This is a genomic window from Gordonia sp. DT101, from assembly GCF_049844895.1.
Taxonomy (GTDB): domain Bacteria; phylum Actinomycetota; class Actinomycetes; order Mycobacteriales; family Mycobacteriaceae; genus Gordonia.
On record NZ_JBNCLX010000004.1, the window covers coordinates 318,236 to 341,684 of the forward strand.

Annotated in this window: 26 protein-coding genes; 13 read left to right on the forward strand and 13 right to left on the reverse strand. The window is 66.4% G+C overall.

Going from position 1 to position 23,449, the window contains the following annotated elements:
- Positions 1 to 6: 6 nt before the first annotated feature.
- The 3 genes from ACLQ3I_RS16325 to ACLQ3I_RS16335 form a co-directional block, all read right to left on the reverse strand.
- On the reverse strand, positions 7 to 1,062 hold the full coding sequence (locus ACLQ3I_RS16325; RefSeq protein ID WP_425803232.1) for an LLM class flavin-dependent oxidoreductase: 1,056 nt from the start codon (positions 1,060 to 1,062) through the stop codon (positions 7 to 9).
- Positions 1,059 to 1,613 carry an SRPBCC family protein gene (locus tag ACLQ3I_RS16330; protein ID WP_425803234.1) on the reverse strand — a complete coding sequence of 185 codons (555 nt, stop codon included), beginning with the start codon at positions 1,611 to 1,613 and terminating at the stop codon, positions 1,059 to 1,061. Before ACLQ3I_RS16330 ends, ACLQ3I_RS16325 begins: the two co-directional genes overlap by 4 nt.
- Positions 1,614 to 1,726: 113 nt before the next feature.
- Positions 1,727 to 2,236 carry a winged helix-turn-helix transcriptional regulator gene (locus ACLQ3I_RS16335; protein ID WP_425789927.1) on the reverse strand — a complete coding sequence of 170 codons (510 nt, stop codon included), beginning with the start codon at positions 2,234 to 2,236 and terminating at the stop codon, positions 1,727 to 1,729.
- Between the two features lie 98 nt (positions 2,237 to 2,334).
- On the opposite strand from ACLQ3I_RS16335, the gene purB reads away from it, so the two are divergent.
- Positions 2,335 to 3,762, forward strand: coding sequence for an adenylosuccinate lyase (gene purB, locus ACLQ3I_RS16340; protein WP_425803237.1), 1,428 nt, complete (start codon positions 2,335 to 2,337; stop codon positions 3,760 to 3,762).
- A gap of 91 nt (positions 3,763 to 3,853) precedes the next feature.
- Here purB and ACLQ3I_RS16345 read toward each other — a convergent pair whose 3' ends face one another.
- Positions 3,854 to 4,144: a SelT/SelW/SelH family protein gene (locus ACLQ3I_RS16345; protein WP_425789924.1), complete on the reverse strand. Its 291-nt coding sequence runs from the start codon at positions 4,142 to 4,144 to the stop codon at positions 3,854 to 3,856.
- A 35-nt stretch (positions 4,145 to 4,179) separates the two neighbouring features.
- Here ACLQ3I_RS16345 and ACLQ3I_RS16350 point away from each other — a divergent pair, with 35 nt between their 5' ends.
- Positions 4,180 to 5,070, forward strand: a complete 891-nt coding sequence (locus ACLQ3I_RS16350; RefSeq protein WP_425803240.1) for a phosphoribosylaminoimidazolesuccinocarboxamide synthase — start codon at positions 4,180 to 4,182, stop codon at positions 5,068 to 5,070.
- A 3-nt stretch (positions 5,071 to 5,073) separates the two neighbouring features.
- Entirely contained in the window at positions 5,074 to 7,221 is a 2,148-nt protein-coding gene (locus ACLQ3I_RS16355; RefSeq protein WP_425803243.1) for a S9 family peptidase, read from the forward strand.
- 79 nt (positions 7,222 to 7,300) lie between these two features.
- Here the strand turns inward: ACLQ3I_RS16355 and ACLQ3I_RS16360 are convergent, their stop codons facing one another.
- Both ACLQ3I_RS16360 and ACLQ3I_RS16365 read right to left on the reverse strand, forming a co-directional pair.
- Positions 7,301 to 8,857 carry a DHA2 family efflux MFS transporter permease subunit gene (locus ACLQ3I_RS16360; RefSeq protein WP_425789919.1) on the reverse strand — a complete coding sequence of 519 codons (1,557 nt, stop codon included), beginning with the start codon at positions 8,855 to 8,857 and terminating at the stop codon, positions 7,301 to 7,303.
- Positions 8,854 to 9,423, reverse strand: a complete 570-nt coding sequence (locus tag ACLQ3I_RS16365; RefSeq protein ID WP_425803245.1) for a MarR family winged helix-turn-helix transcriptional regulator — start codon at positions 9,421 to 9,423, stop codon at positions 8,854 to 8,856. Before ACLQ3I_RS16365 ends, ACLQ3I_RS16360 begins: the two co-directional genes overlap by 4 nt.
- 142 nt (positions 9,424 to 9,565) lie before the next feature.
- On the opposite strand from ACLQ3I_RS16365, the gene ACLQ3I_RS16370 reads away from it, so the two are divergent.
- The 5 genes from ACLQ3I_RS16370 (at position 9,566) to ACLQ3I_RS16390 (ending at position 12,673) form a co-directional block, all read left to right on the forward strand.
- Positions 9,566 to 10,048 carry a glutathione peroxidase gene (locus ACLQ3I_RS16370; RefSeq protein WP_425803248.1) on the forward strand — a complete coding sequence of 161 codons (483 nt, stop codon included), beginning with the start codon at positions 9,566 to 9,568 and terminating at the stop codon, positions 10,046 to 10,048.
- 259 nt (positions 10,049 to 10,307) lie between these two features.
- On the forward strand, positions 10,308 to 10,547 hold the full coding sequence (gene purS / locus ACLQ3I_RS16375; RefSeq protein ID WP_425789915.1) for a phosphoribosylformylglycinamidine synthase subunit PurS: 240 nt from the start codon (positions 10,308 to 10,310) through the stop codon (positions 10,545 to 10,547).
- Between the two features lie 10 nt (positions 10,548 to 10,557).
- Complete coding sequence (purQ, locus tag ACLQ3I_RS16380; RefSeq protein ID WP_425803251.1) at positions 10,558 to 11,238, forward strand: phosphoribosylformylglycinamidine synthase subunit PurQ; 681 nt, start codon at positions 10,558 to 10,560, stop codon at positions 11,236 to 11,238.
- The gene (locus ACLQ3I_RS16385) at positions 11,238 to 11,414 is read left to right on the forward strand and encodes a hypothetical protein (protein ID WP_425803253.1); all 177 of its coding nucleotides are present in this window, start codon (positions 11,238 to 11,240) and stop codon (positions 11,412 to 11,414) included. Before purQ ends, ACLQ3I_RS16385 begins: the two co-directional genes overlap by 1 nt.
- Positions 11,411 to 12,673 carry a M18 family aminopeptidase gene (locus ACLQ3I_RS16390; protein ID WP_425803255.1) on the forward strand — a complete coding sequence of 421 codons (1,263 nt, stop codon included), beginning with the start codon at positions 11,411 to 11,413 and terminating at the stop codon, positions 12,671 to 12,673. The genes ACLQ3I_RS16385 and ACLQ3I_RS16390 overlap by 4 nt, the downstream gene beginning before the upstream one ends.
- A 33-nt stretch (positions 12,674 to 12,706) precedes the next feature.
- Here the strand turns inward: ACLQ3I_RS16390 and ACLQ3I_RS16395 are convergent, their stop codons facing one another.
- The 3 genes from ACLQ3I_RS16395 to ACLQ3I_RS16405 form a co-directional block, all read right to left on the reverse strand.
- Positions 12,707 to 13,447, reverse strand: coding sequence for a lytic transglycosylase domain-containing protein (locus ACLQ3I_RS16395; protein ID WP_425790501.1), 741 nt, complete (start codon positions 13,445 to 13,447; stop codon positions 12,707 to 12,709).
- A 444-nt stretch (positions 13,448 to 13,891) separates the two neighbouring features.
- Complete coding sequence (locus ACLQ3I_RS16400) at positions 13,892 to 15,211, reverse strand: hypothetical protein (RefSeq protein WP_425803258.1); 1,320 nt, start codon at positions 15,209 to 15,211, stop codon at positions 13,892 to 13,894.
- A complete protein-coding gene (locus ACLQ3I_RS16405; RefSeq protein ID WP_425789906.1) occupies positions 15,211 to 16,188 on the reverse strand; it encodes an AraC family transcriptional regulator in 978 nt (325 codons plus the stop codon). Before ACLQ3I_RS16405 ends, ACLQ3I_RS16400 begins: the two co-directional genes overlap by 1 nt.
- Before the next feature lie 92 nt (positions 16,189 to 16,280).
- On the opposite strand from ACLQ3I_RS16405, the gene ACLQ3I_RS16410 reads away from it, so the two are divergent.
- Complete coding sequence (locus ACLQ3I_RS16410; protein ID WP_425803260.1) at positions 16,281 to 17,141, forward strand: NmrA family transcriptional regulator; 861 nt, start codon at positions 16,281 to 16,283, stop codon at positions 17,139 to 17,141.
- Positions 17,138 to 17,617 (forward strand): DUF1772 domain-containing protein, encoded by a 480-nt coding sequence (locus tag ACLQ3I_RS16415; RefSeq protein ID WP_425803262.1) that lies wholly within the window; start codon positions 17,138 to 17,140, stop codon positions 17,615 to 17,617. The genes ACLQ3I_RS16410 and ACLQ3I_RS16415 overlap by 4 nt, the downstream gene beginning before the upstream one ends.
- Before the next feature lie 7 nt (positions 17,618 to 17,624).
- Here ACLQ3I_RS16415 and ACLQ3I_RS16420 read toward each other — a convergent pair whose 3' ends face one another.
- On the reverse strand, positions 17,625 to 18,491 hold the full coding sequence (locus tag ACLQ3I_RS16420; RefSeq protein WP_425803265.1) for an SDR family oxidoreductase: 867 nt from the start codon (positions 18,489 to 18,491) through the stop codon (positions 17,625 to 17,627).
- A gap of 108 nt (positions 18,492 to 18,599) precedes the next feature.
- Between ACLQ3I_RS16420 and ACLQ3I_RS16425 the strand changes: the two genes are divergently transcribed.
- Positions 18,600 to 19,022: a winged helix-turn-helix transcriptional regulator gene (locus ACLQ3I_RS16425; protein WP_425789898.1), complete on the forward strand. Its 423-nt coding sequence runs from the start codon at positions 18,600 to 18,602 to the stop codon at positions 19,020 to 19,022.
- Here ACLQ3I_RS16425 and ACLQ3I_RS16430 read toward each other — a convergent pair.
- From ACLQ3I_RS16430 to ACLQ3I_RS16440, 3 genes are all read right to left on the reverse strand, one after another.
- Positions 19,010 to 20,362, reverse strand: a complete 1,353-nt coding sequence (locus ACLQ3I_RS16430) for a VOC family protein (protein WP_425803267.1) — start codon at positions 20,360 to 20,362, stop codon at positions 19,010 to 19,012. The genes ACLQ3I_RS16425 and ACLQ3I_RS16430 overlap by 13 nt on opposite strands.
- Positions 20,359 to 20,913 carry an RNA polymerase sigma factor gene (locus tag ACLQ3I_RS16435; protein WP_425803269.1) on the reverse strand — a complete coding sequence of 185 codons (555 nt, stop codon included), beginning with the start codon at positions 20,911 to 20,913 and terminating at the stop codon, positions 20,359 to 20,361. Before ACLQ3I_RS16435 ends, ACLQ3I_RS16430 begins: the two co-directional genes overlap by 4 nt.
- A 76-nt stretch (positions 20,914 to 20,989) precedes the next feature.
- Entirely contained in the window at positions 20,990 to 21,844 is an 855-nt protein-coding gene (locus tag ACLQ3I_RS16440; protein WP_425789893.1) for an alpha/beta fold hydrolase, read from the reverse strand.
- A gap of 72 nt (positions 21,845 to 21,916) precedes the next feature.
- Here ACLQ3I_RS16440 and ACLQ3I_RS16445 point away from each other — a divergent pair, with 72 nt between their 5' ends.
- Positions 21,917 to 22,534 (forward strand): TetR/AcrR family transcriptional regulator, encoded by a 618-nt coding sequence (locus tag ACLQ3I_RS16445; RefSeq protein ID WP_425789891.1) that lies wholly within the window; start codon positions 21,917 to 21,919, stop codon positions 22,532 to 22,534.
- Positions 22,535 to 22,633: 99 nt separating this feature from the next.
- Positions 22,634 to 23,440: an LLM class flavin-dependent oxidoreductase gene (locus ACLQ3I_RS16450; protein ID WP_425803272.1), complete on the forward strand. Its 807-nt coding sequence runs from the start codon at positions 22,634 to 22,636 to the stop codon at positions 23,438 to 23,440.
- Positions 23,441 to 23,449: the final 9 nt, after the last annotated feature.

The window sequence follows — 23,449 nt, forward strand, 5'->3', positions numbered from 1 at the left end:
CGGCTTTCACCAGGCGGGGGCGGCGTTGTCGGTCGCGCCCGCGAGCTCGATCCCTTCCGAGAGATTCGAGAGCCGTTCGTCTAGCGTGTCGCCTGCCGGATAGAGCCTCACAGTGGTGACGCCTGTCGCAGCCCAGTCGCGTAACCGCTCGGCCACCATGGGGCGTGTTCCGATCAGCGTTGTCGCCAGGACCATCTCGTCGGAGACGAGTTTCACCGCACCCTCGCGATCGCCGCCCTGCCAACGACTCTGGATCTCACCGGTCACCTCGGACCATCCCTGCCGTGCGTAGGCGGCGTTGTAGAAGTTGGTGTCGGCGTTACCCATGCCGCCGATGCTGAATGCAAGTTCTTTTTTCCGACCGTTGACGTGCTCCGCCAGGCGGTCGGCATCGTCGAAGATGGCAATCTCGGCGCCCTGACACACATCGATGTCGGCTCTGGTCCGTCCGGCTGTACGTAATCCTGCGTCGAGATGGTCGAAGTAGGCGGCGGACCCTTCGGGCACGAAGCTCGTGCCGAGCCAGCCGTCGGCGATCTGGCCGGTGAGTTCGAGCATCTTCGGCGACATCGATGCCAGGTAGATGGGTATGTCGTCGCGGCCCGGGATCGACAGTCTCATCGGTTTGGAGTCCTCTGTGCGCGGTATGCGCACAGTCTCGCCGGCATAGGAGATCCGTGCCCCGGAGAACGCCTCCCGGATGACGTCGACGGTCTCCCGCATCCGGGTCATCGGGCGCCGGAACTCGACTCCGTGCAGGCCCTCCATGACCTGTGGTCCCGACGGTCCGAGACCGAGCAGGAAGCGACCCTCCGACAGTTCGGCGACCGTCAGCGCCGCCTGTGCAATCGACACCGGAGTGCGCGTGCCGATCTGAATGATCCCGGAGCCCAGCAGGATTCGGTTGGTTCGAGCAGCCAGGTAGCCGAGGTAGGAGGGCGCGTCGGAGCCCCACGCCTCGGCGACCCAACAGATGTCGAGTCCGAGGCGCTCGGCCTCCAGCACGAAAGTGGTCGTCTCGGCGGCGTCCCGGGAGACCTCGACGGTTGTCGCCGTCCTCATGGCCGCGCCTCCGGCGTCGTCGTCGCGCCGGCGGCGTCCTGTGCGAGACGTTCGGCGCGGTCCTTGATCTGGTCGAGGGTCGCGGTCATGTTCGTCTCGAACTCACGCATCCGTACGAAGACGATCTTCTGCTCCTTGTCCGGCATGGCGTCGATGGCGGCGGAGAGCCCGGACCTGCCGGGTCCCATCTGCACCCACTGGGTCAGCACCGTTTCGTCACCGTCGGGATCGAGGGTGAACCGCCAGGTGGCAGACGGGGAGTCCACATCCTCGACGGCCCACGCGAATGACGTGGGGGGATTCCATTCGACGACGTGGGAGGTGGTCGACCATTCGCCCATCGCCGGATGCCGGCTCGCGCCGATGAAGGTGACCCCGACCCCCGGCTCGGCAGCCGGGTCGGTCCAGCGGACCGACTGCAACTCCGAGCTCATCTCGGCCATCGACTCGACATCGGTGACGACCTGCCACACAACGGCGGGCGGCGCCGCCACCCTGATGTGCACCTCTGCGGTCGGCCCGTCGGCGTACCGGGCTCCTGTCCACTCCATGTTGCCGGTCCCATCTCTCGCGATCACTTCTAACACAACAGATGGTTGCATGATGAGACCGTGGAGTTCAAGACGTTGAGAGTGCGGATCCCTCGAGAGCATGGATCCGAGTGTCAGTCGCGGGACATGCGGTCGAATCGGGCCTTGACGTCGGGACGCTCCCGCAGCCGCACCGGGTAGCCGGGGCCGAAGGACATCCGGGTCTCCTCGATCGGCATCGCCTCGCCGCAGTGTTCGCAGACCACCCGCGCTCGGGTCTCGTGCCCGCAGGCGGTGTGACGCATTGTCACCGGCGGGCCGGCGTCGTCGGCCAGCCAGCGGTCACCCCACGCGGACATGGCCAGCAGGACGTTCCAGAAGTCGGCGCCTTTGTCGGTCAGGACGTACTCGTGGCGGATCGGTTCGTTTGCATAGAGGTGGCGCTCCAGCATGCCCTCGTCGACCAGGCGTCGGAGGCGGTCCGTCAGGGTGTTGCGGGCGATGCCGAGCTCACGGCGGAACTCGTCGAACCGTCGGGTTCCGTAGAAGGCCTCACGGAGAACCAGTGAGGTCCAGGGATCGCCGACGAGGTCGGCGGTCCGAGCCATTGAGCAGGGCCAGTGCGAGAAAGACGCGCGACGCATTGCGCGATTGTACGTCTCATCACGAGACCGAGCCGATCAGCCGCCGTTCCGGTTACCGCGATTCCAGGGGTCCACGCACTCGCGACTACACTGTGCACGTGTCGAAGCCTGCCATCTCCAACGTTCTGGCCAGTCGTTATGCCTCCGCTGACCTCGCGGAGCTCTGGTCCTCGCGCCACAAGATCGCTCTCGAGCGCCAGCTGTGGATCGCCGTCCTCAAGGCCCAGCGCGACCTGGGCATCGACGTCCCCGACGGTGCGATCGCCGACTACGAGAAGGTCGTCGGTCAGATCGATCTCGAGTCCATCGCCGAGCGTGAACGGGTCACCCGCCACGACGTGAAGGCGCGGATCGAGGAGTTCAATGCCCTCGCCGGGCATGAGCAGATCCACAAGGGTATGACCAGTCGAGACCTCACCGAGAACGTCGAGCAGCTGCAGATCCTGCGGTCGCTCGAGCATGTGCACGCGCACGGTGTCGCGGTGCTCGCGCGCATCGTCGAGCGGGCCGCGCAGTATTCGAGCGTGGTGATGGCCGGGCGCAGCCACAACGTGGCCGCCCAGGCCACCACGCTCGGCAAGCGGTTCGCGAGTGCCGCCGACGAACTGATGATCGCGCTCACCCGGTTGCGTGAGCTCATCGATCGTTATCCGCTGCGGGGCATCAAGGGGCCGATGGGAACCTCGCAGGACATGCTCGACCTTCTCGGCGGCGACGCCACGAAGCTCGCCGATCTCGAGGCCCGTGTCGCTGGTCATCTCGGTTTCGCGCGTTCCCTGACCTCGGTGGGCCAGATCTACCCGCGCTCGCTCGACCACGACGTGGTGTCGGCCCTGGTGCAGGTTGCCGCCGGGCCGTCGTCGCTGGCCCACACCATCCGCCTGATGGCCGGCCATGAATTGGTGACCGAGGGCTTCCAGCCGGGTCAGGTCGGCAGCTCGGCGATGCCCCACAAGATGAACACGCGCAGCTGCGAACGGGTCAACGGACTGCAGGTGATCCTCCGTGGCTACGGTTCGATGGCCGCGGAACTCGCCGGCGCGCAGTGGAACGAGGGCGACGTCTTCTGTTCGGTCGTGCGTCGGGTCGCGTTACCGGATGCCTTCTTCGCGATCGACGGCCTCATGGAGACCTTCCTGACCGTGCTCGCCGAGTTCGGCGCCTACCCGGCCGTGATCGCCAACGAGCTCGATCGCTACCTGCCGTTCCTGGCCACCACCAAGGTGTTGATGGCGTCGGTGCGGGCGGGCGTCGGCCGCGAGACCGCGCACGAGGCGATCAAGGAGAACGCCGTCGCGGTCGCCCTCGCCATGCGTGAGCAGGGTCGGGAGCCCGATCTGCTCGACCGGTTGGCGGGCGATGACCGCATCCCGCTCGATCGTGCGCAGCTCGACGAGCTCCTCGCCGACAAAACGGTGTTCGTCGGTGCCGCGGAGCAGCAGGTGGCCGACGTTGTCGCCGCCGCCGAGAAGATCATCGCCGATTACCCGGACGCCGCCGGTTACGGGCCTGCGCCGATTCTCTGACGGTTCGCCGCGCTGCGTTCCTCAGGGACCGCGATGCGAGCGCTGCGCCCTGAGGAGCGAGCTTGCGAGCGTCTCGAAGGGTCTCGAACGGTCACGATGGGCCCGCCGACCGATCCGCGTGCCCCAGATTCCAGTCCGGTAGCGCGCTGTCGCGGACGAGGCGCTTGAGCGTCACCACATCGGGGAACCCGCCATCGCGTTTGCGTTCCCAGACCTGCTGTCCATCGACGTCGATGTGGAACACACCCCCGGTGCCCGGAACCAGCGTCACCGAGCCCAACTCGGTGCCGAACGTGTTGAGCAACTCGCTGGCCATCCACGACGCCCGCAGCAGCCAGTTGCATTGCGTGCAGTAGGTGATGGAGATCAACGGACCGGACATGCGATGCAGGATGTCATACCTCTAGGGTCGAAGCCATGCGTCCTGAACTGCAGTCGTACATGCACCTGGCGTCAGGGAAGGTCCGTGAGATCTACGAGATCGACGCGAACACTCTTCTCCTCGTCGCCTCCGACCGGATCTCGGCGTACGACCACATCCTCAGTCCGGCGATACCGGACAAGGGCCGCATCCTGACCGCGATGAGCTTCTACTGGTTCGACGTGCTCGGGGTCCCGAACCATCTCGCCGGCGGACCGACCGACGAGCGGATCCCGGCCGAGTGCGTCGGGCGTTCGATGGTGGTCCGCAAGCTGCCGATGGTGCAGGTCGAGTGCGTGGCGCGCGGATACCTCACCGGCTCCGGTCTGCTCGACTACCGTGCGACCGGCGCCGTGTGCGGGGTCGAATTGCCGACGGGGCTCGATGAGGCGAGCGAGCTGCCCGAGCCGATCTTCACCCCGGCCACCAAGGCTGCGCAGGGCGACCACGACGAGAACATCAGCTTCGGGCGGGTGGTGGAACAAGAAGGTGCCGAACGCGCGGAGCGATTGCGTGCGACGACGCTCGACATCTACGGACGCGGCGCCGGCATTGCTGCCGAGCGTGGAATCATCTTGGCCGACACCAAGTTCGAATTCGGTCTCGGCGGCAGCGGTGAGCTCGTGCTGGCCGACGAGGTGCTGACCCCGGATTCGTCACGGTACTGGGAGGCGGCATCGTATCGGCCCGGTGAGGTGCAGCCGAGTTTCGACAAGCAGATCGTCCGGAATTGGCTGACGGGACCGGAATCCGGCTGGGATCGGGTGGCCGATCAGCCGCCACCGTCGTTGCCGGATTCCGTGGTGGATCGAACCCGAGAACGCTATATCGAGGCCTACGAGTGGATTTCGCAGAAGTCCTTCGCCGACTGGCCGGATCACGAGTAGGAGATGATTGTGAAGTCCGACGTCGCCGCCCCGGTGGCCAAGAAAGTGCCGAGCGAACGTGTGCACCATGGTGACACCTTCGTCGACGAGTATGAATGGCTGCGGGACAAGGAAGATCCCGAGGTCGTGGCCTACCTCGAGGCGCAGAACGTGTTCACCGAGTCGCACACCGCGCAACTCGACGGCTTGCGCAAGCAGATTTTCGGCGAGATCAAGAGTCGCACACAGGAAACCGACATGTCGGTGCCGAGTCGCCGTGGTCGGTATTGGTATTACGCCCGGACCGAAGAGGGCAAGCAGTACGCGATCCGGTGTCGCTGCCCGATAGCCGCCGACGACGACTGGACTCCGCCGGAGATCGTCGCGGATGCGACGCTCACCGGTGAAGAGGTACTTCTCGACGCCAATGTCGAGGCTGAGGGTCACGACTTCTTCAGCCTCGGTGGACTCTCCGTCAGCGACGACGGCGACTGGCTGGCCTACAGCACCGACACCGTCGGTGACGAGCGGTATCTGTTGCGGTTCAAGAACCTTCGCACCGGCGAACTCCTCGACGACCAGATCGCCGATACCGCGGGCGGCGCGGTGTGGTCGTCGGATGCCCAGCACGTCTTCTATCAGACTGTCGACGACGCATGGCGCCCGGACACGGTGTGGCGTCACGACATGGGCGCCGGCACCGACGACGTGCGCGTGTTCCACGAGCCGGACGAGCGCTATTGGGTCGGAATGGGTTCCACTCGGAGTGACAAATACCTGATGATCGGCGTGGGGTCCAAGATCACGTCCGAGGTGTACGTGCTCCCCGCCGACGACCCGACCGGCGAGTTCCGCAGTGTGGCACCGCGGGTCGAGGGTGTCGAGTACAGCGTCGAGCACGTCGTGATCTCCGGCGACGACTATTACGTGATCGTGCACAACGACATTCGCGACGGGGTGAAGGCGGAGAACTTCGCCATCGACATCGCTCCGGTCGACGACCCGTCGGACCGACGCGAGTTCATCGCGCACGATCCGGAACGCCGGATCGAGGATCTCGACGCGTTTCGTGACTACCTCGTGCTGTCGTACCGGTATGCGGCACTTCCGAAGCTCGCCATTGCCGATCTGCGCGGCCTCGACGGAATCCCCGCGCCTGCAGACTTTCACGAGGTCGAGTTCGACCAGGAACTGTCGTCGTCAGGGCTCGGCGGCAATCCTGAGTGGGTCACGCCGAAACTGCGCATCGGATACGCCAGTTTCATCGAGCCCACCGAATTGCTCGATCTCGATGTCGCCACCGGCGACCGCACCCTGCTGAAGCGGCAACCGGTTCTCGGCGGGTATGACCCGGCCGATTACGTGCAATCACGCGAGTGGGCGACCGCGGCAGATGGCACCAAGATCCCGTTGTCGATCGTGCGGCGCAAGGGTGTCGACGACAACCGTCCCGCCCCCCTCCTGTTGTACGGCTACGGGTCGTACGAGACGAGCATCGATCCCGGGTTCTCGGTGTCGAGGCTGTCGATGCTCGACCGCGGGGTGGTGTTCGTTCTCGCCCACATCCGTGGTGGCGGCGAGATGGGTCGATACTGGTACGACAACGGAAAGACCCTGACCAAGAAGAACACCTTCACCGACTTCGTCGATGCGGCCGGGTACCTGGTCGATACCGGCTGGACCACGCCGAAACAGATGGTGGCCGAGGGTGGTTCGGCAGGTGGCCTGCTGATGGGTGCGGTCGCGAACCTGGCGCCGGAGCTCTTCAACGGCATCCTCGCCTCGGTGCCGTTCGTCGACGCTCTGACGTCGATCCTCGACCCGTCGTTGCCGCTCACGGTGATCGAATGGGACGAGTGGGGAGATCCCCTGCACGACCCGGACGTCTACGCCTACATGAAGACGTACTCACCGTACGAGAACGTCGGTGCCAAGCCCTATCCGCCGATCCTGGCCCTCACCTCGCTGAACGACACCCGCGTGCTGTTCACCGAGGCGGCGAAATGGGTGGCACGTCTTCAGGAACTGAGCACCTCCGACAACCTGGTGCTGCTCAAGACGGAGATGTCGGCAGGCCATGGCGGTGTCAGCGGCCGCTACAAGCAGTGGGAAGAGGTTGCCTTCGAGTTGGCATGGATTCTCCAGCAGACAGGCGCCTACGTCCCCGACTGACTCAGCACCACACGCAAAACTCCCACAAACACCGGATGCATTCCGGGTTTGTGGGAGTTCTGCGTGTGGGAGTGACGAGTTAGTGCATGACGATCGGCGCGCGATCCATGTCTTCTTCGGTCAGCGACGATGCGATCTTCTTGCGGGGCAGGAAGAACGCGGGGATCAGCGTGAGCGCGATCAGGACCGCGCCGACGACGAAGGTCGAACCGAAGGCGTTCGCTGCGGACTCGAAGAACGAAGTCGGGACCGGTGCGCCCTGCATGTTCGCGGGGAGCTTGTCCGGTGCCGTGTTGGACACGATGGCGAGCATTCCCTCTGGTGCGTTCTTGAGATTCGTCGCCAGGATCACTGCGATGACGGCCGAACCGATCGAGGAGGCGGTCTGCTGGACCACGTTCACCAGCGTGGAGCCGTCGGGCACCTGCGAATTGGTCAGGGTCGCCAGGGCGGCGGTCATGATCGGCATCATCGTCATGCCCATACCCAGGCCCTGGACGAACAGCGCGCCGCACAGGATCAGGTAGGAGGTCTCCGCACCGACGAACACGAATGTACCCATGCCGAGGAACATCAGGACGATTCCGGACAGCACGAACTTTCCGGGACCGATCTTGTCGGTCATCCGCCCGGCGATCGGCATGGTCAGCATCGCACCGATACCCTGCGGGGCCAGCAGCAGACCGGCGGAGAGTGTCGTCTCACCGCGGACGCCGATGAAGTACTGCGGGAACAAGAGTGACGCGCCGAAGAACGCGATCATGAACAGCGTCATCGAGATCACCGCGACGGTGAGCGTGCGGTTGCGGAACAGACGCAGGTCCAGGAGCGGGTTCTTGGCACGCAGTGCGTGAAAGACGAACGCGACGATCAGGACCGCGCCGACGATCGCGGGGATCAGCACCTTGGCCGTGATGAATGTGCCTGCCTCGTTGCTCGACGAGATGCCGTAGAGGAACAACGCCAGTCCTGGTGACAGCAAGAGCAGACCGATGAAGTCGAATGATGGACGCGAGGTCGTCTCGTTGTCGCCACGCAGGGCGAACCACGAGTAGATGATCGCGACGACGCCGATCGGCACGTTGATCAGGAACACCCAATGCCAGGAGGCCTTCTCGATGAGCAGGCCGCCCAGGATCGGGCCGGCGATCGGGCCCAGCAGCATCGGGATACCGAGAACAGCCATCACCGAACCGACACGTTCCGGTCCGGCGGCCTTTGTCAGGATCATCATGCCGATCGGCATGAGCATTCCGCCGCCGAGGCCCTGGATGACGCGGAACGCCACCAGCGAACCGATGTTCCAGGCCAGCGCGCACAGTGCCGAACCGACCACGAACAGCACCAGTGAGGTGAGATAGACCTTCTTGGTGCCGAAACGGGCTGCAGCCCAGCTGGACAGCGGTATGACTGCGGCGAGCGCCAGCGTGTAGCCGGTCATCGTCCAGGCGGCGCCGGCCGCGTCCGTGCCGAACTCCTGCTGGAAGGTGTTCTGCGCCACCGACACAACGGTGACGTCGAGGATGGACATGATCGCACCGAGCACGACGACGCCGGCGACGATCAGGACGTGTCGGTCGAGCTTGGTGTCCGGCGGGCCCGCGTGGGCGTGCGCCGGCGTTGACGAGGAGGTCATGAATTGGCTTTCTGTGAACTGTCCGATGAGGGGGCGGGATCGGAGGCCGGGGGCGGATCGCCGATACCGGAGAAGTAGTCGACCTCGTTGTCGACGATGGGGTTCAGGGCGCCGCACAGGCCCCGTCGTAGCGGCTCGGGGAGTCGACCGATGAAACCGCGGATCAGATCCTGTTTGATGCTCAGCTGGGAGTCGACGATCTGCCGGCCCTCGGTGGTCAGTGATACCCGCTTGACCCGACGGTCGGTCGCGTCCTCGCGACGATCGACGAGCCCGGTACCGACGAGTTTGTCGACCGTCCGGCCGGCTGCCGCGAGCGAGAGATTGACCTGATCGGCGATCTCGTGGACCGACATGCTCTCGACACCGACACCGTGCGCTCCGAGCGCGAACAGAACGCGTAGTTGGGAGAACGTCAGCTCGGTGGCGGCGAGGGTGTCCATGGTGTGCGCCTTGCCCATGCAGGCTAGCCGGTCGAGGAAGCCCGTGAGCATGTCGCAACCGACGTCGACGGAACCCGCGGGAGCGGGGGACGAGTCGTGGTTCTGCGTCTGGGTTTCGGCCACGGGTATAAAAGTAACGCCTACGCAACTATTTCGGAAACGCAAGTAATGGTGAGATCCGGCATAACGGGTGCCGCACAGTGACGGCGGTCATACCGGGGGTGATCTCCGCCTCCGATCTCCGGGCTGCGATAGCGTCGAAGGGGTGAGCAACGTCAAAGACATCCCAGTCAAGGCGCTCGATGGCAGCGCGCTCGATCTCTCCGCCCTCCCCGGACCGATGCTGGTCGTCAACGTGGCGAGCAAATGTGGCCTGACCCCGCAGTACACGGGGCTCGAGGAGATCGCGAAGAGCTACGGTGACCGCGGTCTGACCGTCGTCGGCATGCCGTGCAACCAGTTCATGGGCCAGGAGCCGGGCACCGCCGAGGAGATCGCGACCTTCTGCTCGACCAGCTATGGCGTCTCCTTTCCCCTCCTGGAGAAGGCCGACGTCAAGGGCGACGGCCAGCACCCGCTGTATGCGGAGCTGACCAAGACGGCCGACGCGGACGGCGAGGCGGGCGACGTGCAGTGGAACTTCGAGAAGTTCCTCGTCGGCGCCGACGGCACGGTGATCAACCGTTTCCGTCCCCGCACCGAGCCGAATGACCCCGCGGTTATCTCCGCCATCGAAGCGGCGCTCTGACGCAACACCAGGCAGGGTCACCGACCTCGCCGACCGGGTGCAACTTCCCGCCGAGCGGGCGCAGTTCCTCGTCGACCGTGCACATGAGTGCACGGTCGACGAATTTCTGTGCCCGGTCGACGCGGTCGAGGGCCCGATCGATGAATCTGTGCGCCCGGTCGGTGCAGTACGGGTGGAGTGATCCGGACACCGTGTGGGCGGCGACCACCCGGTAAGGTGATCGCTGAACAGCGCACCAGCGAGAACGGAGCAAGTGCCCATGGCGCGAGTGGTGGTCGACGTGATGCCGAAGGCCGAGATCCTCGACCCGCAAGGGCAGGCGATCGTGGGAGCTCTGGGTCGGCTGGGATTCTCCGGGGTTGCCGACGTCCGACAGGGCAAGCGATTCGAACTCGAGGTCGACGACTCGGTCGACGACGTGGCGCTCGAACGTATCGCGGAGGAATTGCTCACCAACACGGTGATCGAGAACTTCAACGTCTCGCGCGTCGCGGACTGAGGGCCGACTCATGACTGCTCGTATCGGGGTCATCACCTTCCCCGGGACGCTCGATGACATCGACGCCGTCCGCGCTGCGCGACTGGCCGGTGCCGAGCCGGTGGAACTGTGGCACGGCGACGCCGACCTCAAGAATGTCGACGCGGTGATCGTGCCGGGAGGCTTCTCCTACGGCGACTACCTGCGTGCCGGCGCCATCGCCCGATTCGCGCCGGTGATGGGTTCGGTTCTGGAGGCGGCCACCAAGGGGTTGCCGGTCCTCGGGATCTGCAACGGTTTCCAGGTGCTGTGCGAGGCGGGCCTGCTGCCGGGCGCGCTGACCCGCAACGAGGGCTTGCATTTCGTCTGCCGCGACGAGTGGCTGAAGGTCGAATCGAACACCACGACGTGGACGAGCCGCTTCGAGCGGGGCGCCGAGATCCTCATCCCGCTCAAGTCCGGCGAAGGCCGCTATGTCGCCCCGCAGGCCAAACTCGAGGAGCTCGGGGGCGAGGGCCGCATCGTGTTCACCTATTCCGGTGGCAACCCGAACGGCTCGGCACTCGACATCGCCGGGATCTCCAGCGCCGACGGCCGCATCGTCGGCCTGATGCCGCACCCCGAGCATGCGACCGAAGCGCTGACCGGACCCAGCGACGACGGTCTGGGACTCTTCTATTCGGTGATCGATTCCGTGCTCGCCGCCGCCTGATGACCTCTCTGATCATGGTGGCCACCGGGGTCGCCATGCTCGGGTTGTGCAACGTCTCGCTCCGTCCGCGAGCGCGGGTCGGCGGGATCGCGGTGGCCGTCGCGATCGGTGTGGTCGAGGAGATCGTCCGGGGCAGGCTGCCGCTGACATCCGCAACTGTAGGAGGTGCCCGTTGATCACGACCACTGCCACCGCCGAGGGGCTCGGCGAATTCATCGACGCTTCACCGTCGCCGTTCCACGTGTGCGCCACCGTCGCAGCGGAATTGGAGGCGGCGGGTTACGTTCGACTGCACGAGCACGAGGAGTGGTCGACCGCCTCGAGCCGGAACTACGTCATCAGGGGTGGTTCGCTGGTCGCGTGGGATACCGGCGACGGCAACGCTTTTCGTATCATCGGCGGACACACCGACAGCCCGAACCTGCGGGTCAAGCAGCATCCGGACCGGACGTCGGCCGGCGTGGGGATGGTGGCACTCGAGCCGTATGGCGGGGCGTGGCTGAATTCGTGGCTGGACCGCGACCTCGGGCTGTCCGGTCGGTTGGCCCATCGCGTCGGTTCCGCCGTCGAACATGTGCTGGTCCACGTGACCGAGCCGGTGGTCCGGGTGCCGCAGTTGGCAATTCATTTGTCCGAGGATCGCAAAGGGGTCACCCTCGACCCGCAGCGGCACGTGGACGGGCTCTGGTCGGCGAGCCCGGAGGAGCCCGGTGTCCTCGAGTGGGTGGCTTCGTACGCAGGCATCGAGCCGTCGTCATTGCTGGGCTGGGAGTTGATGACCCACGACGTCACGCCGTCTCGACTCATCGGTCCACGCGACGATCTGCTCAGCGCTCCGCGCCTCGACAATCAGGGGACGTGCTACGCCGGGTTGCGCGCGCTGCTCGATTCGGAGCCCTCGATCGAGACCCGGATGGTGGCGCTGTTCGATCATGAGGAGGTGGGCAGCGGATCCGAACGCGGCGCCGCCTCCGACTTACTGGCGACCATCTGTGAGCGGATCGTGTTGGCCCGCGGTGGTTCTCGATCCGAATACCTACAGGCGATGGCGGCAAGTGTCTGTGTGTCCGGTGACATGGCGCACGCCACCCATCCCAACTACCCGGACCGGCACGAGCCTTCGCACCGGATCGACATCAACGGCGGCCCGGTACTGAAGGTCAACCAGAACCTGAGGTACGCCTCGGATGCGGTGGGCGAGGCCGTGTTCGCGATCGCGTGCGATTCGGCGGGCGTGCCGATGCAGCGCTACACCCACCGCGCCGACCTGCCGTGCGGGTCGACCATCGGCCCCATCACGGCCGCGCGGACGGGTCTGACGACCATTGATGTCGGGGCGCCGCAGTTGGCCATGCACAGCGCACGCGAACTCATGGGCGCCGACGACGTACCGATGTATTCAGCTGCGCTGCAGGCGTTCCTGAGCGGATCGTGACGGCCCGGCGTTGGTGATGGCGTCGCAGTCGGGTCAGTAGCTCCGAGCGAAGCCCAGCACGTTGTCGACGTAGGTCATCGAGTTGTTGTATCGGAGGATCGCGGATACCTGTTCGGCGGTACTGCGAAGGTTTTTGTGCCCGTCGCAGAGATAGCGACCGGTGGTGAGCGCGGCGTCGTAGATGTTCTGCGGGTCGCTCTTGCCGTCGCCGTTGCCGTCGGCGCCGTAGTGCTCCCAGGTCGAGGGCAGGAACTGCATCGGGCCAACAGCACGGTCATAGGTGGAGTCGCCGTCTAGACGCCCGCCGTCGGTGTCGGTGATGACCTCGTTGGCTGCCAGGCTGCCGTCCAGTGTCGGACCGTAGATAGGAGTGCGTAGCTCGCCCGTGGCGGGGTCGACGTCGCCGTTGTTGGCGTGATGGGACTCGACCTTGCCGATACCCGCGATGACCGACCAGGGAATCCCGCAGCTGGGGTTGGTCTTGGCCAGGATGTCGGCGGCCCTCTGGTAGGCGTCGTAATTCGGAGCGGGCACCTCGCCGTCGGCCACCACGGCCGGTGGGCGAGGCGGGGGTGGCGGCGGGAGTGGAGCCGGCAAGCGGAAGGTTGCTGCGGCCCGTCGGACCGTGGCCTCTGCGTCTCCGGTGAGCGGCTGCGCGGAGACCTCCGACGACGAGGCGGTCGCCTTCGGGGTGGTGGAGTGCCCGGCACCGGTGGCGCTCGCGGCGATGACGCCGATGGGGACGATGGCGGCCGCCAGGATGGGGGCGCGCACCTTCCAGACCTCCCGGCGCGCGTGCCTGGTCGGAACTCTCGGTGTCTTCGGTGTCTTGGGGCCGGTGAGTGTGATCGGTTCGCTGGGCCAGAGCGGATTGGTCTGCTCGAACGGATTCCACTCGATCGACGGCCTGACAGGGTCCCAGTCGACCGGCGGTGGGGGCGGGGGAGCCAAGGTGAACGACGTTGCACCCAGCGTGGATGCGGAATGCTTCCCCAAGACGAATCAACCTCGCGAACAACACATCGGTGGACTGCTTACCCGGTGTGGTCCCCCCCCCAGAGCGACCATCGACCGTCGCCGACCGTACACCAATTCTTGGGTGCACCGTTATCTTGCTGTTATCAAATCTGAGATATTCCTGAAGGCGTTCGGAGTGGCGCAGTTCAGCGCTCTGGAACCGGATTCGGTGTGACGCCACGCACAGTCGCGGCCGACGATTCAGTGGGGCCGCAGGACCGTGATCGAGGTGCCTTCGTGAAGGACGAGGTAGCCTTCCACGGCCTCGGTGGTGCCGATCACCGACCGCGTCCAGGAGATCTGTCCGGTCGTGGTGTCGATGGCCGTGACCTGGTCGGGGTCGGCGAAGATCATGGTCGTGCCCGACGAGCCGACGCACGACAGGTGGTCGATGTTGCTCTCCGGTCTGTCGAACGCGGGAGGGTCCATCCGGCCGATCCGCTTGCCGTCCGCGAGGGTGTAGAAGAGCCGGGTCCGATCCTTGAGGGCGAACGCCACCTCGGTGCCGCAGGGCTTGGTGTTCGCCTTCGACAGTTCCGGGTCGGTGATCTGCCAGAGCGCATCCTCTCGCGCCGGGTCGCGGATCTCGTATCGGCCTTGGGTGGCCTGGACCTGACCGTCACCGGTGCCGGTCAGGACGGGCAGCGTCGACTTACCTCCGAGAACCCGGAGTCCGTCGGAGACGGCGACCGGGGGAGTCTGTACGTCACCCTCGGTGACCGCGTACGTGGCAACCCGCTCGCGGCCGAACTCGTTGTACTGCACGGTGATACCGGTGTCGAACGAGGTGATGTCGCACTGGCTGCACGAGAGGCGGTCGGCCCCGGTGGCCGGGTCGAGGACGAATCGTGTGCCGTCCGCGGTGCTGACGATCAGAACGCCGTCGGGTCGGGTCCTCGCCTGAGCCGAGGCGGCGAAGGTGCGCGACCAGATCTCGCGGCCCGTCGGGTCGCGGAGGGTCGCGCGATATCCGGCCTGGTCGATGCGGAGATAGTCCGTGCCCACACCGACGACGTGCTCGGTGTCGTCGAGGTCGGTACCCGAAGTGGGAGTGCCGGTGTCGTCGATCAGATAGAAGCCGTCGGGGACCCCGCCGAGCTTGATGGCGCAGCCGACCTGCCCGAGATCGTTGAGTCCGCAGCCGCCGAGTCCGGCGACCACGGGATCTTTCCACAGCGGTGAGCCGGACCTCGCGTTCACCAGGACGAAGGCGCGGCCGAGTCCCGACGGATACGCGAGGAGCCATTCGTCGCGCCACGTGTCGACCACCTCGACGCCGGAGTCGGCGCGATAGCCGGGCAACGTGTCGCTCGACTGTGTCCACGCGACGTCGGGCTCGGTGGCGTAGCCGCGCAGGTGGCCGTCGCGGTACTCGGTCGAGTTGTCCGCCGGTGTACCGATGGCGAGGATCGCCGCGACCGACGCGACCATCGCAGCTACGAGAAGCATCGTCACCGTGCCGATGCCGAAGGGCATGCGCCGCACGAGACCGGCGAGCGACGAGCGGATGGACATGGCCATCAGTGAACCATGAGCCCCGCTGCTGTCGCGTCGTCGCCGTCGGTCATCTGTGCACGGTAGGCGGCCGGGCTCACCCCGCGCCGACGTTTGAAGGCGGCGCTGAACGCGAACGGGCTGCCGTAGCCGACGTGGCGGGCAATCGAACTCAGGGATGTGGTGCGGTCTGCCAGGAGATCTGCGGCCAGCGACAGCCGCCACTCCGTGAGGTAGGTCATCGGCGGCTCGCCGACGAGGTCGGTGAATCGCCGGGCCAGCACCGCGCGCGACACCCCGGTTGCCGAGGCCAGGGAGGCGACCGTCCACTGTTGGTCGATGTTGTTGTGGAGCAACCGAAGTGCATGTCCAATCACTGGATCTGTGTGCGCGCGGTACCACTGCGCGGCCCGAACCCGACCCGATTCCATCGATTGACGCAGGCCGGTGATCAGCACCAGATCGAGGAGGCGGTTCAACACGGCTTCCTGTGCGGGGGAATCGCGGACGATCTCGGTTTCCATCATCGACACCAACGGGTGATCGTGCATGGGAATCACCGTGAACCTGTCGAGGGCGGCGAGCAGGCGCTGGCTGACCTCCCCGCTCGCGTAGGTGCCGATGAGCATGATGGCGTCGGCAGCCGAGTCGTCGGCGCAGTTGCCCCACGACCGGACGCCGAAGCACATGTCCTCGGCGACGCTGTGCGTGCCGGTGGGATCGAAACAGTCGCCGTTGGCGTCGATCCGGGCGACCCAATGGTGTGCAGGGTCGTGGGCGATCGTGTACGGGTGGGTGCCGCGGATGAGCGCGACGTCGCCGGCCGCGACGGGGTGTTCGGTGCCGTCGTCATAGGTGAGCGTCGAGGTTCCGCGGGTGACCGCGACGACGGTCAGTGGGGCGGTGTCCTCGATGCGCACCGACCATGGCGCCCTCATCGCCATCCGCAACAGCATCGGGCTCTGGGCTCGAGGTCCGTTGAGGAGACTGCCGAGTGCATCCATGGCCTCGAGCATACGACCCGACGAGACGATCTCGTATGTATCTGAGCCAATCAGCTATGGAACGTCTCGATCCGACGCTGTGAACTGAACGCATGAACCACCACACGACCCAACCCGAATCAGTACCCGTTCTCGTCATCGGGGCGACCGGCAAGACCGGCCGCCACGTCGCCGACCAACTCGAGAGGCGGGGCCGGCTCGTGCGCAGGGCCGGCCGGTCCAGCGCGACGAGATTCGATTGGTCCGAACGCTCCACGTGGGCACCGGCGCTCGCCGGAGTCGGGGCCGTCTACATCGCGTATCAACCCGACCTCATCGTGCCCGGCGCCATCGACGACATCGCGGAGCTGGTCCGTCTCGCCGATGCCGCCGGGGTGGGGCGGCTGGTTCTGCTCGCCGGACGGGGTGAGGGGGAAGCGCAGGAGGCCGGACGCATCGTGCACGCCGCTCGCGCGGAGTCGACAGTCCTCTCATGCGCCTGGTTCGATCAGAATTTCTCGGAGGGCGGCTTTGCGCCGGAGATCGCCGAGGGCTCACTGACTCTGCCGGTCGGCGAGGTGGGTGAGCCGTTCGTGGACACCCGTGACATCGCCGAGGTGGCGGTGGCCGCCCTGCTCGACGAGACGTCGCAGGGTGTCAGTCCTCACGCCGGGCAGACCTACGAGCTGACCGGACCGCGCCTGCTGACCTTCGCCGAGGCGGCCGCCGAGATCGGTGCCGCGCGTGGCCGGGCCGTCTCGTTCAATCATGTCGGTGCACAGGATTATCGCGATCTGCTCCGCGACGTCGGCGTGGCCGACGATGAGGTCGATCTGTTGTCGTCGTTGTTCGGCACGTTGTTCGATGGGCGCAACGCGCGCTTGTCGGGCGACGTCGCCCGCGTCCTCGGTCGCCCGCCGACGGACTTCGCCGACTACGTGAGTTCCCTTGTCGGTGAGTCGGTGTCGCGATGAACCAGCTCCGTGACGGAATTCTCGTCCTGACGGTCACGACCATGGGCCTGAGCGCGGGCCTGTTGTCGGCGTTCGCGTACGCGGTGATGCCCGGGCTGAATCGTGCCGGCGCACAGGTCGCGGTGGTCGCGATGGCGCGCATCAATGCCGCGATCCTCAATCCTGTGTTCGCGCTGATCTTCTTCGGCGGGCTGGTATTCGGTGCGCTCGGTATCGCGATGTGGTGGCGGGAGACGTTGCGATGGTGGCTGATCGTCGCGGTCGTCCTCTACGTCGTGGCCCTCGTCATCACCATGGGTGTCAACGTTCCGCTCAACACTCGGCTCGACGATGCCGGATCGGTGTCGCCTGCCGACGCACCCACGGTCTGGGAGGATTTCGTGCGACCGTGGGTGCGGTGGAACATCGTCCGGGCGTTCGCGGCGGTGGCCGGATTCGTGGTCATGCTCGTGGGTCTGGTGCAGACCCGTGGCTGATCGGTCCTCAGACGCGAACGGCGAGCCCGGCATTCAGGACGTCGGCGAGCGGCACCAACGGTCGTCCGAGCAGCTCGGTTAGGTCGGTCGAGTCGGAATCGAGTGCGCCGACCCCGATGCCCGCATCGGAGTTCGCCAGGATGCCCGCGAACGGCGCCGGGATTCCGTTCCCCTCGAGCGCGGCCGCGTACGCCTGCTCGGGCAGGTTCTCGTAGCGGACCGGTGTGCCCGAGATCTTCGCGATCGTCGCGGCGATCTCGGTGTAATCGAGCCGCTGGGAACCGGCGAGTTCATAGATCGGGCGCGGGTCGTCGCTCAGGAGTACGGCAGCGGCTGCCGCGGCGTAGTCGTCGCGGGCGGCTCCGGCCACCTTGCCGTCGCCGGCCGCACCGTAGAGGATGCCGGATTCGATGGCAGCGCCGGCACCGGCGACGTAATTGTCCCAGTACCAGTTGTTGCGTAGGAATGAGTACCGCAGTCCACTGTCGGCGATCAGCTTCTCCGTCTCCAGATGCTCGGCCGCCAACGCCAACGGGTTGGTGTCCGCGTCGAGGATGCTGCTGTATGCGACGAAGCCGACTCCGGCCGTTTTCGCTGCGGCGATCACGTTGGTGTGCTGCGGAGTTCGCTGTCCCACCTCGGAGCCGGATACGAAGAAGAGCCGGTCCACGCCGGTGAGGGCACTGGTCAGCGCATCGACGTCACCGTAGTCGGCGACGCGGACGGTGACGCCGGCGTCGCGCAGGGCCTCCGCCTTCTCGGGCGAACGCACGATCGCCACGACGTCAGCTGGGGCAGCGCCCCGCTCGAGCAGGGAGCGGACGGCGCTTCCGCCGAGTCCGCCGGTCGCGCCGGTTACCGCGTATGTGGTCATCGAGTTTCCTCCTGGGATTGTGGTGGTTCCGTGACAGCATGCACTTACTATTCGTATGGTGCAAGCGTGAGAAGAAGCACACGCTCTCACGTGGCCTACACTGGCGGTATGGCTGCCACCGAACCCGCGTCTTCGATCAAGGAGGTCGCGGGCGATCCGACCCTCGAGGCGGATGTGTTCGCCCGCGATTGTCAGTCCCGCGACGTCTTGCAGAACGTGACGAGCCGATGGGGGTTGCTCGCGCTGGCGGCGCTCAACGAGGGCGACCTGCGTTTCAACGCACTACGACGCCGGGTCGACGGGGTCAGTGAGCGGATGCTGTCGGTCACCCTGCAGACGCTGGAGCGCGATGGATTCGTGAACCGTGCTGTGCTGCAGACGATCCCGCCGAAAGTGGAGTACTCGCTCACCGACCTCGGGGCCGACGTCGCGGCCCGCCTGATGGGCATCATCGAACTCGTCGAGTCACGCGTTCCCGACGTTGCCGTCTCCCGGACCGCCTACGACGCCGCCCGAGATCAGAACAGCTGACCCAGGTAGAACTCGGTGCCCTGATCATCGGCACACAGGGCCATCAGGCCGTACGCCTGGCCAGCGGGTTCGGTGATGACCCGGCCGCCTGCCGCGACGACCCGCTCGACCGCCGCATCCATGTCGGCGACGTTCCACATCGGTACGGCCACCGCCTTGTCGGACCCGCCGGCGATACCGACCTGCGGGCGGACGTCGTCGACCTCCCATCCGTCGTCGATGCGACCGCCATGGAAGGTCCAGCCGAGCACGGCGCCGTAGAAGGCGCGATAGCGCGAGCTGTCGGCGGTGTGCACGGTCAGATACGACATCTCTCCGATTCCGCGGGGATGTTGGTCTGGCCGCTGCTCGCCGGGGGCGGCGACGTGGACCGAGAAGGCGACTCCCGAATCATCGGTGGCGTCGAGGACCTGTGTGCCGTCGCGAGAAACCTCGGTGACCACGGTCGCCTGGCCACCTGCCGCAACGATCGCGTCCCGCGCGGCGTCGAAGTCGTCGACCGCGTAGACGCAGTAGAGCGTGCCCGAGCCGTATCCGCCGGCGTCCGAGATGCCCAGACGGTGACCGAGGTTGGTGACCTGCCGGGATTCCGGATCGTAGTTCCAGCCGAGCACGGCGCCGTAGAAGCGCGCCGCGCGTCCGGCGTCGGGGGTCTGCAGCGACATGTGGACAATGTCGCCCGTGTGGATGCCGTTGTCGATCGGTGCGCCCGCCGTCGACGGCCCGGCCAGCATCCACCGATGGCCGAATGGGTCGACGATCGTCCCGCTTCGCATGCCGTAGCCGTCACGTGGTTCCAGGGTGACCGCCGCGCCACCGCGCTCCGCTGTGGCGACCGCGGCATCGGCGTCGTCGACCGGCAGCATCAGACTGACCGACACCTTGCCGGCCTGTGGTCGGGTGAGTCCCATCTCGGCGAACTCGTCCGCGAGGTAGATGGCACCACCGCCGATCTCGAGCTCGGCGTGCCCGACGCGTCCGTCGTCCATGATGATCGGTTCACCGCGCAGACGGGCGCCGAGATGTGCGACGTACCAGTCGATCGCGGCTCGCGCGTCGGCGACATTCAGGTAGGGGAGGGCGCCCGGCCGTTCGACGGCGGGCGGGGTCGGCGACGCTGCGTTCGACAATGCTGCGTCTGTCTCCATGGTCGATGTACTCATGACAACTCCTGTCGGAAGGGTGGCCCCGCGCTCGAGTCGGTCCCGCAGCGTGCGGGCGAAGTCGGCGTCAGGCGCGACGGGTTCGGTCCAGCCGGGGGTATCGGAGGACCGCAGGACGACGAGCGGATCGGACGGCGTTGCGCGGCCGCGATTCTCGGTGCTGTTGTACTCGCTCATGCGTGACCTCCTCCCCGGGTGTGGTGGGGTTGGCCGGGCCGGGATTCGGTATCCGGATAGGCCGCGCGAAAGGCCCGCTTGGCCCGGGTGAGCAGCGCTTCGGTCGCACCGACGGTGCGACCGAGGACGGCGGCACAGTCGCCGACCGTCAGGTCGTCGACATACCGCAGGGTCAGCACCGCCCGGTGCGTCGGCGACAGAGTGCCCAGCGTGTAGTGCGCCACCATCCGGTCGAGGTGGATCTCCCAATCGTCGTCGACCGATTCCGGGAGTTGCTCGACGGGTTCGGGCGTCCGCTGCATGGCGCGCCAATGGTCGGCGAGTTTGTGTCGCGCCACCCCGATCAGCCATGGGGTGGTCGGACGGGCCTCGTCGTCGCGGCGCACGGTGTCCATCGCGGCCAGGAAGGTCTCCGAGGTGAGATCCTCGGCCACCCGGCGATCCGAACACCGGCGCAGCAAGTAGCCGTACACGGCCGGCAGTGCATCGTCGTACACCGCCAGCAGTGCCGGCGCTCCGCCCTGGGGCGGACCATCTTGTTCGCCGCTCACATCTTCATCGTCGTTCGTCGGAGGCGTTTTCCGACGCCTGATCCGAAAAGAATTCTTCGCAGCGACGTGCGAGGCGTCAGATTCTCGCGGTGGTCGAGGCGATCGCGTCGGCGACCGCACGCGGCTGGTCGAGTGGCACAAAGGTGCGCGCATTCGGGACGTCGATGAAGCGCGAGTTCGGGAAGACCGCCGCGAAGCGCCGACCGTGCGCTGGGGTGAAGCACCGATCGTCGGCGCCCCACACCATGGTCACCGGCCGGTCGGTGCGTGCAAGTCGCGGTGTCACCGCGGCGAGTTCGGCCGGGTCGATCTCCTTGAGGAAGGCGATGAAGTCGTCTCGGATGCGGGCGTCGGTACGCATCGGCTCGAAGACCGAGAGCGTGAAGTCGGGATCGGGATCGGCGAGCAGCAGACCGACGCCCAGCGACGAGTGTCGTAACGCCTTGACGCGCATGCTCTCGACCATCGGCTTGAGCAGAGGACGCTGACGCATCAGGGCGAAGACGAAACCGAACGGTTGTGGCGGGAACAGTTCGAAGGCATCGCAATTGGTGAAGACCAGAGCGCGGACGAAGTCCGGGTCGGCATCGAGGGCGAACTGGGTCACCGCGCCCCCGGTGTCGTTCGCGACCAATGTCGCGTCGGAGAGGCCGAGTTGCGCGACGAGCTCACGGACGAGTCGCGCGGCTCCCTGCGGACTGCGGTCGGCCGCCGGCCCCCACGGTATGTGGTGGGATCCCAACGGAAGGGTCGGGGCATGGCACCGGTAGCCGGCCTGCGCGAGGAGTTCGGCGACCGGTCGCCACAGTCGATGGTCGACGACCGCGCCATGGACGAAGACGATCGGCGGGTACGGCGAGTCCTCGGGACCGTAGGTCGTGTGCTCGATGGTTCCGGAAGGCAATTCGATGGTTGTCGTCGTGCCGGTCATGAGCTCTCACCCTCTCGACTAGGCTTGTCGTGAACTTACGAACACTCTGTATGAAAGTTACGTGCAACCTGTATGAAAGTCAATCGTCGAACACAGGCCGAGCGCACCGCCGCCACCCGATCCGCGCTGGTCTCGGCCGGCCGCGCGCTGTTCGGTGAGCTCGGATATGCCGATGTCGGCACGCAGGCGATCGTCGACAAGGCCGGTGTCACCCGCGGTGCGCTGTACCACCAGTTCAAGGACAAGCAGGGCTTGTTCGCGGCGGTGTACGACGACGTCGAACAGGACATCACCGCCGAGGTCGCCGTGCGTGTCGGCGACCTTGCGATCACTGATCCGCTCGCTGCGCTGAAGGCCGGTGTCCGCGTGTTCCTCGAGCGGGTGACGGACCCGGCGATCCACATGATCTCGTTGGTGGATGCCCCGTCGGTGCTCGGCTGGAGCGAGTGGCGGGCGCGTGGCGAAGAGTTCGGGTTCGCGCTGATCGAGGGCATTCTGCAGGCGGCGATCGCCGCGGGGCAGATCGACGACCAACCCACGCGACCCCTCGCGCATGTCGCCATCGGGGCCCTCGACGAGTCGGCGCTGTATGTCGCGAGTGCAGCGGACCGGGACGCCGCCACAGGAGAGGTGCTCGTCGTCCTCGACCGAATCGTCGATTCGTTCGGGGGACGGTCAGAGCAGCGGTGAATCCGAGACGCGGTGGCCTGCGATTTCGGCCGTACCGATGAAATCCGCGTGGACCCGTCGTCGATACCTCTGGACCGACCGACTGACAGGGGCCCGGACATGACGAAGCCGTTTCGATTCGGGGTGGTTGCCCCGCTCAGAACCGACCTGCCGACGTGGCGCGATCGCGTGCGCCGCGTCGCCGACAGCGGCTACTCGACGCTGCTGGTACCCGACTTCCCGCAGATGCAACCGGCTCCCGGTCCGATGCTGGCCACGGTCGCGGCCCTGACCGACCTGCGCGTGGGCACGTGGGTCTACGCCTCGCCGCTACGCCCGGCCTGGCTGACCGCGTGGGAGGCGCACTCGTTGTCGCTGGTGACCGAGGGCCGCTTCGAGATGGGCATCGGCACCGGCAGGCCGGGAATCGAGGATGAGCTCCGCGACAAGAGAATGCCTCCGGTGCCGCCGCCGAGCGGGCGGCTGGCCGGGGTACGTGAAACCGTCAGGGCGCTGCGGGAACTCGACGGTCCCGACCACCACACGCCTGTGGCGATGGCCGTATCCGGTTCTAAGGCGCGGGCGTTGGCGGCCGAGGTTGCGGACACGGTCACGTTCGCACTGGGCGATCAGCCTCGAGGCGACGTCGAGCGGTTGGCGCGTGACTTCCGCGCCGCTGGGAAGATAGAGCTCGCGCTCGCCGTGCCGGTTGTCGGTGACCACGTCGCACCGCACATGGCGTCGCCCGACACCGACCCGGCTGTGCTTCGCGCCGCGGACGCGATGACCGTGCTCCCGGATGATCCGGCGGCGGCCGTCGAGGAGATCCAGCGGCGACGGGAGGAGATCGGCTTCTCGTACTTCATCTTCGGCGCCGACGTGGCCGACAGGTTTTCTCCGGTCGTCGCCGAGCTCGCCGGACGTTAGCCGGGCGTC

Coding starts and splice junctions, on each gene's coding strand:
- ACLQ3I_RS16385 (WP_425803253.1), top strand. CDS start 11,238: ATGACCTCTCTGATCATGGTGGCCACCGGGGTCGCCATGCTCGGGTTG.
- ACLQ3I_RS16360 (WP_425789919.1), bottom strand. CDS start 8,857: ATGACCTCCTCGTCAACGCCGGCGCACGCCCACGCGGGCCCGCCGGAC.
- ACLQ3I_RS16400 (WP_425803258.1), bottom strand. CDS start 15,211: ATGGCCATGTCCATCCGCTCGTCGCTCGCCGGTCTCGTGCGGCGCATG.
- ACLQ3I_RS16355 (WP_425803243.1), top strand. CDS start 5,074: ATGATTGTGAAGTCCGACGTCGCCGCCCCGGTGGCCAAGAAAGTGCCG.
- ACLQ3I_RS16450 (WP_425803272.1), top strand. CDS start 22,634: ATGACGAAGCCGTTTCGATTCGGGGTGGTTGCCCCGCTCAGAACCGAC.
- ACLQ3I_RS16345 (WP_425789924.1), bottom strand. CDS start 4,144: ATGTCCGGTCCGTTGATCTCCATCACCTACTGCACGCAATGCAACTGG.
- purQ (WP_425803251.1), top strand. CDS start 10,558: ATGACTGCTCGTATCGGGGTCATCACCTTCCCCGGGACGCTCGATGAC.
- ACLQ3I_RS16330 (WP_425803234.1), bottom strand. CDS start 1,613: ATGGAGTGGACAGGAGCCCGGTACGCCGACGGGCCGACCGCAGAGGTG.
- ACLQ3I_RS16415 (WP_425803262.1), top strand. CDS start 17,138: ATGAACCAGCTCCGTGACGGAATTCTCGTCCTGACGGTCACGACCATG.
- ACLQ3I_RS16405 (WP_425789906.1), bottom strand. CDS start 16,188: ATGGATGCACTCGGCAGTCTCCTCAACGGACCTCGAGCCCAGAGCCCG.
- purS (WP_425789915.1), top strand. CDS start 10,308: ATGGCGCGAGTGGTGGTCGACGTGATGCCGAAGGCCGAGATCCTCGAC.
- ACLQ3I_RS16325 (WP_425803232.1), bottom strand. CDS start 1,062: ATGAGGACGGCGACAACCGTCGAGGTCTCCCGGGACGCCGCCGAGACG.
- ACLQ3I_RS16430 (WP_425803267.1), bottom strand. CDS start 20,362: ATGAGCGAGTACAACAGCACCGAGAATCGCGGCCGCGCAACGCCGTCC.
- ACLQ3I_RS16440 (WP_425789893.1), bottom strand. CDS start 21,844: ATGACCGGCACGACGACAACCATCGAATTGCCTTCCGGAACCATCGAG.
- ACLQ3I_RS16410 (WP_425803260.1), top strand. CDS start 16,281: ATGAACCACCACACGACCCAACCCGAATCAGTACCCGTTCTCGTCATC.
- ACLQ3I_RS16420 (WP_425803265.1), bottom strand. CDS start 18,491: ATGACCACATACGCGGTAACCGGCGCGACCGGCGGACTCGGCGGAAGC.
- ACLQ3I_RS16335 (WP_425789927.1), bottom strand. CDS start 2,236: ATGCGTCGCGCGTCTTTCTCGCACTGGCCCTGCTCAATGGCTCGGACC.
- ACLQ3I_RS16350 (WP_425803240.1), top strand. CDS start 4,180: ATGCGTCCTGAACTGCAGTCGTACATGCACCTGGCGTCAGGGAAGGTC.
- ACLQ3I_RS16425 (WP_425789898.1), top strand. CDS start 18,600: ATGGCTGCCACCGAACCCGCGTCTTCGATCAAGGAGGTCGCGGGCGAT.
- ACLQ3I_RS16445 (WP_425789891.1), top strand. CDS start 21,917: ATGAAAGTCAATCGTCGAACACAGGCCGAGCGCACCGCCGCCACCCGA.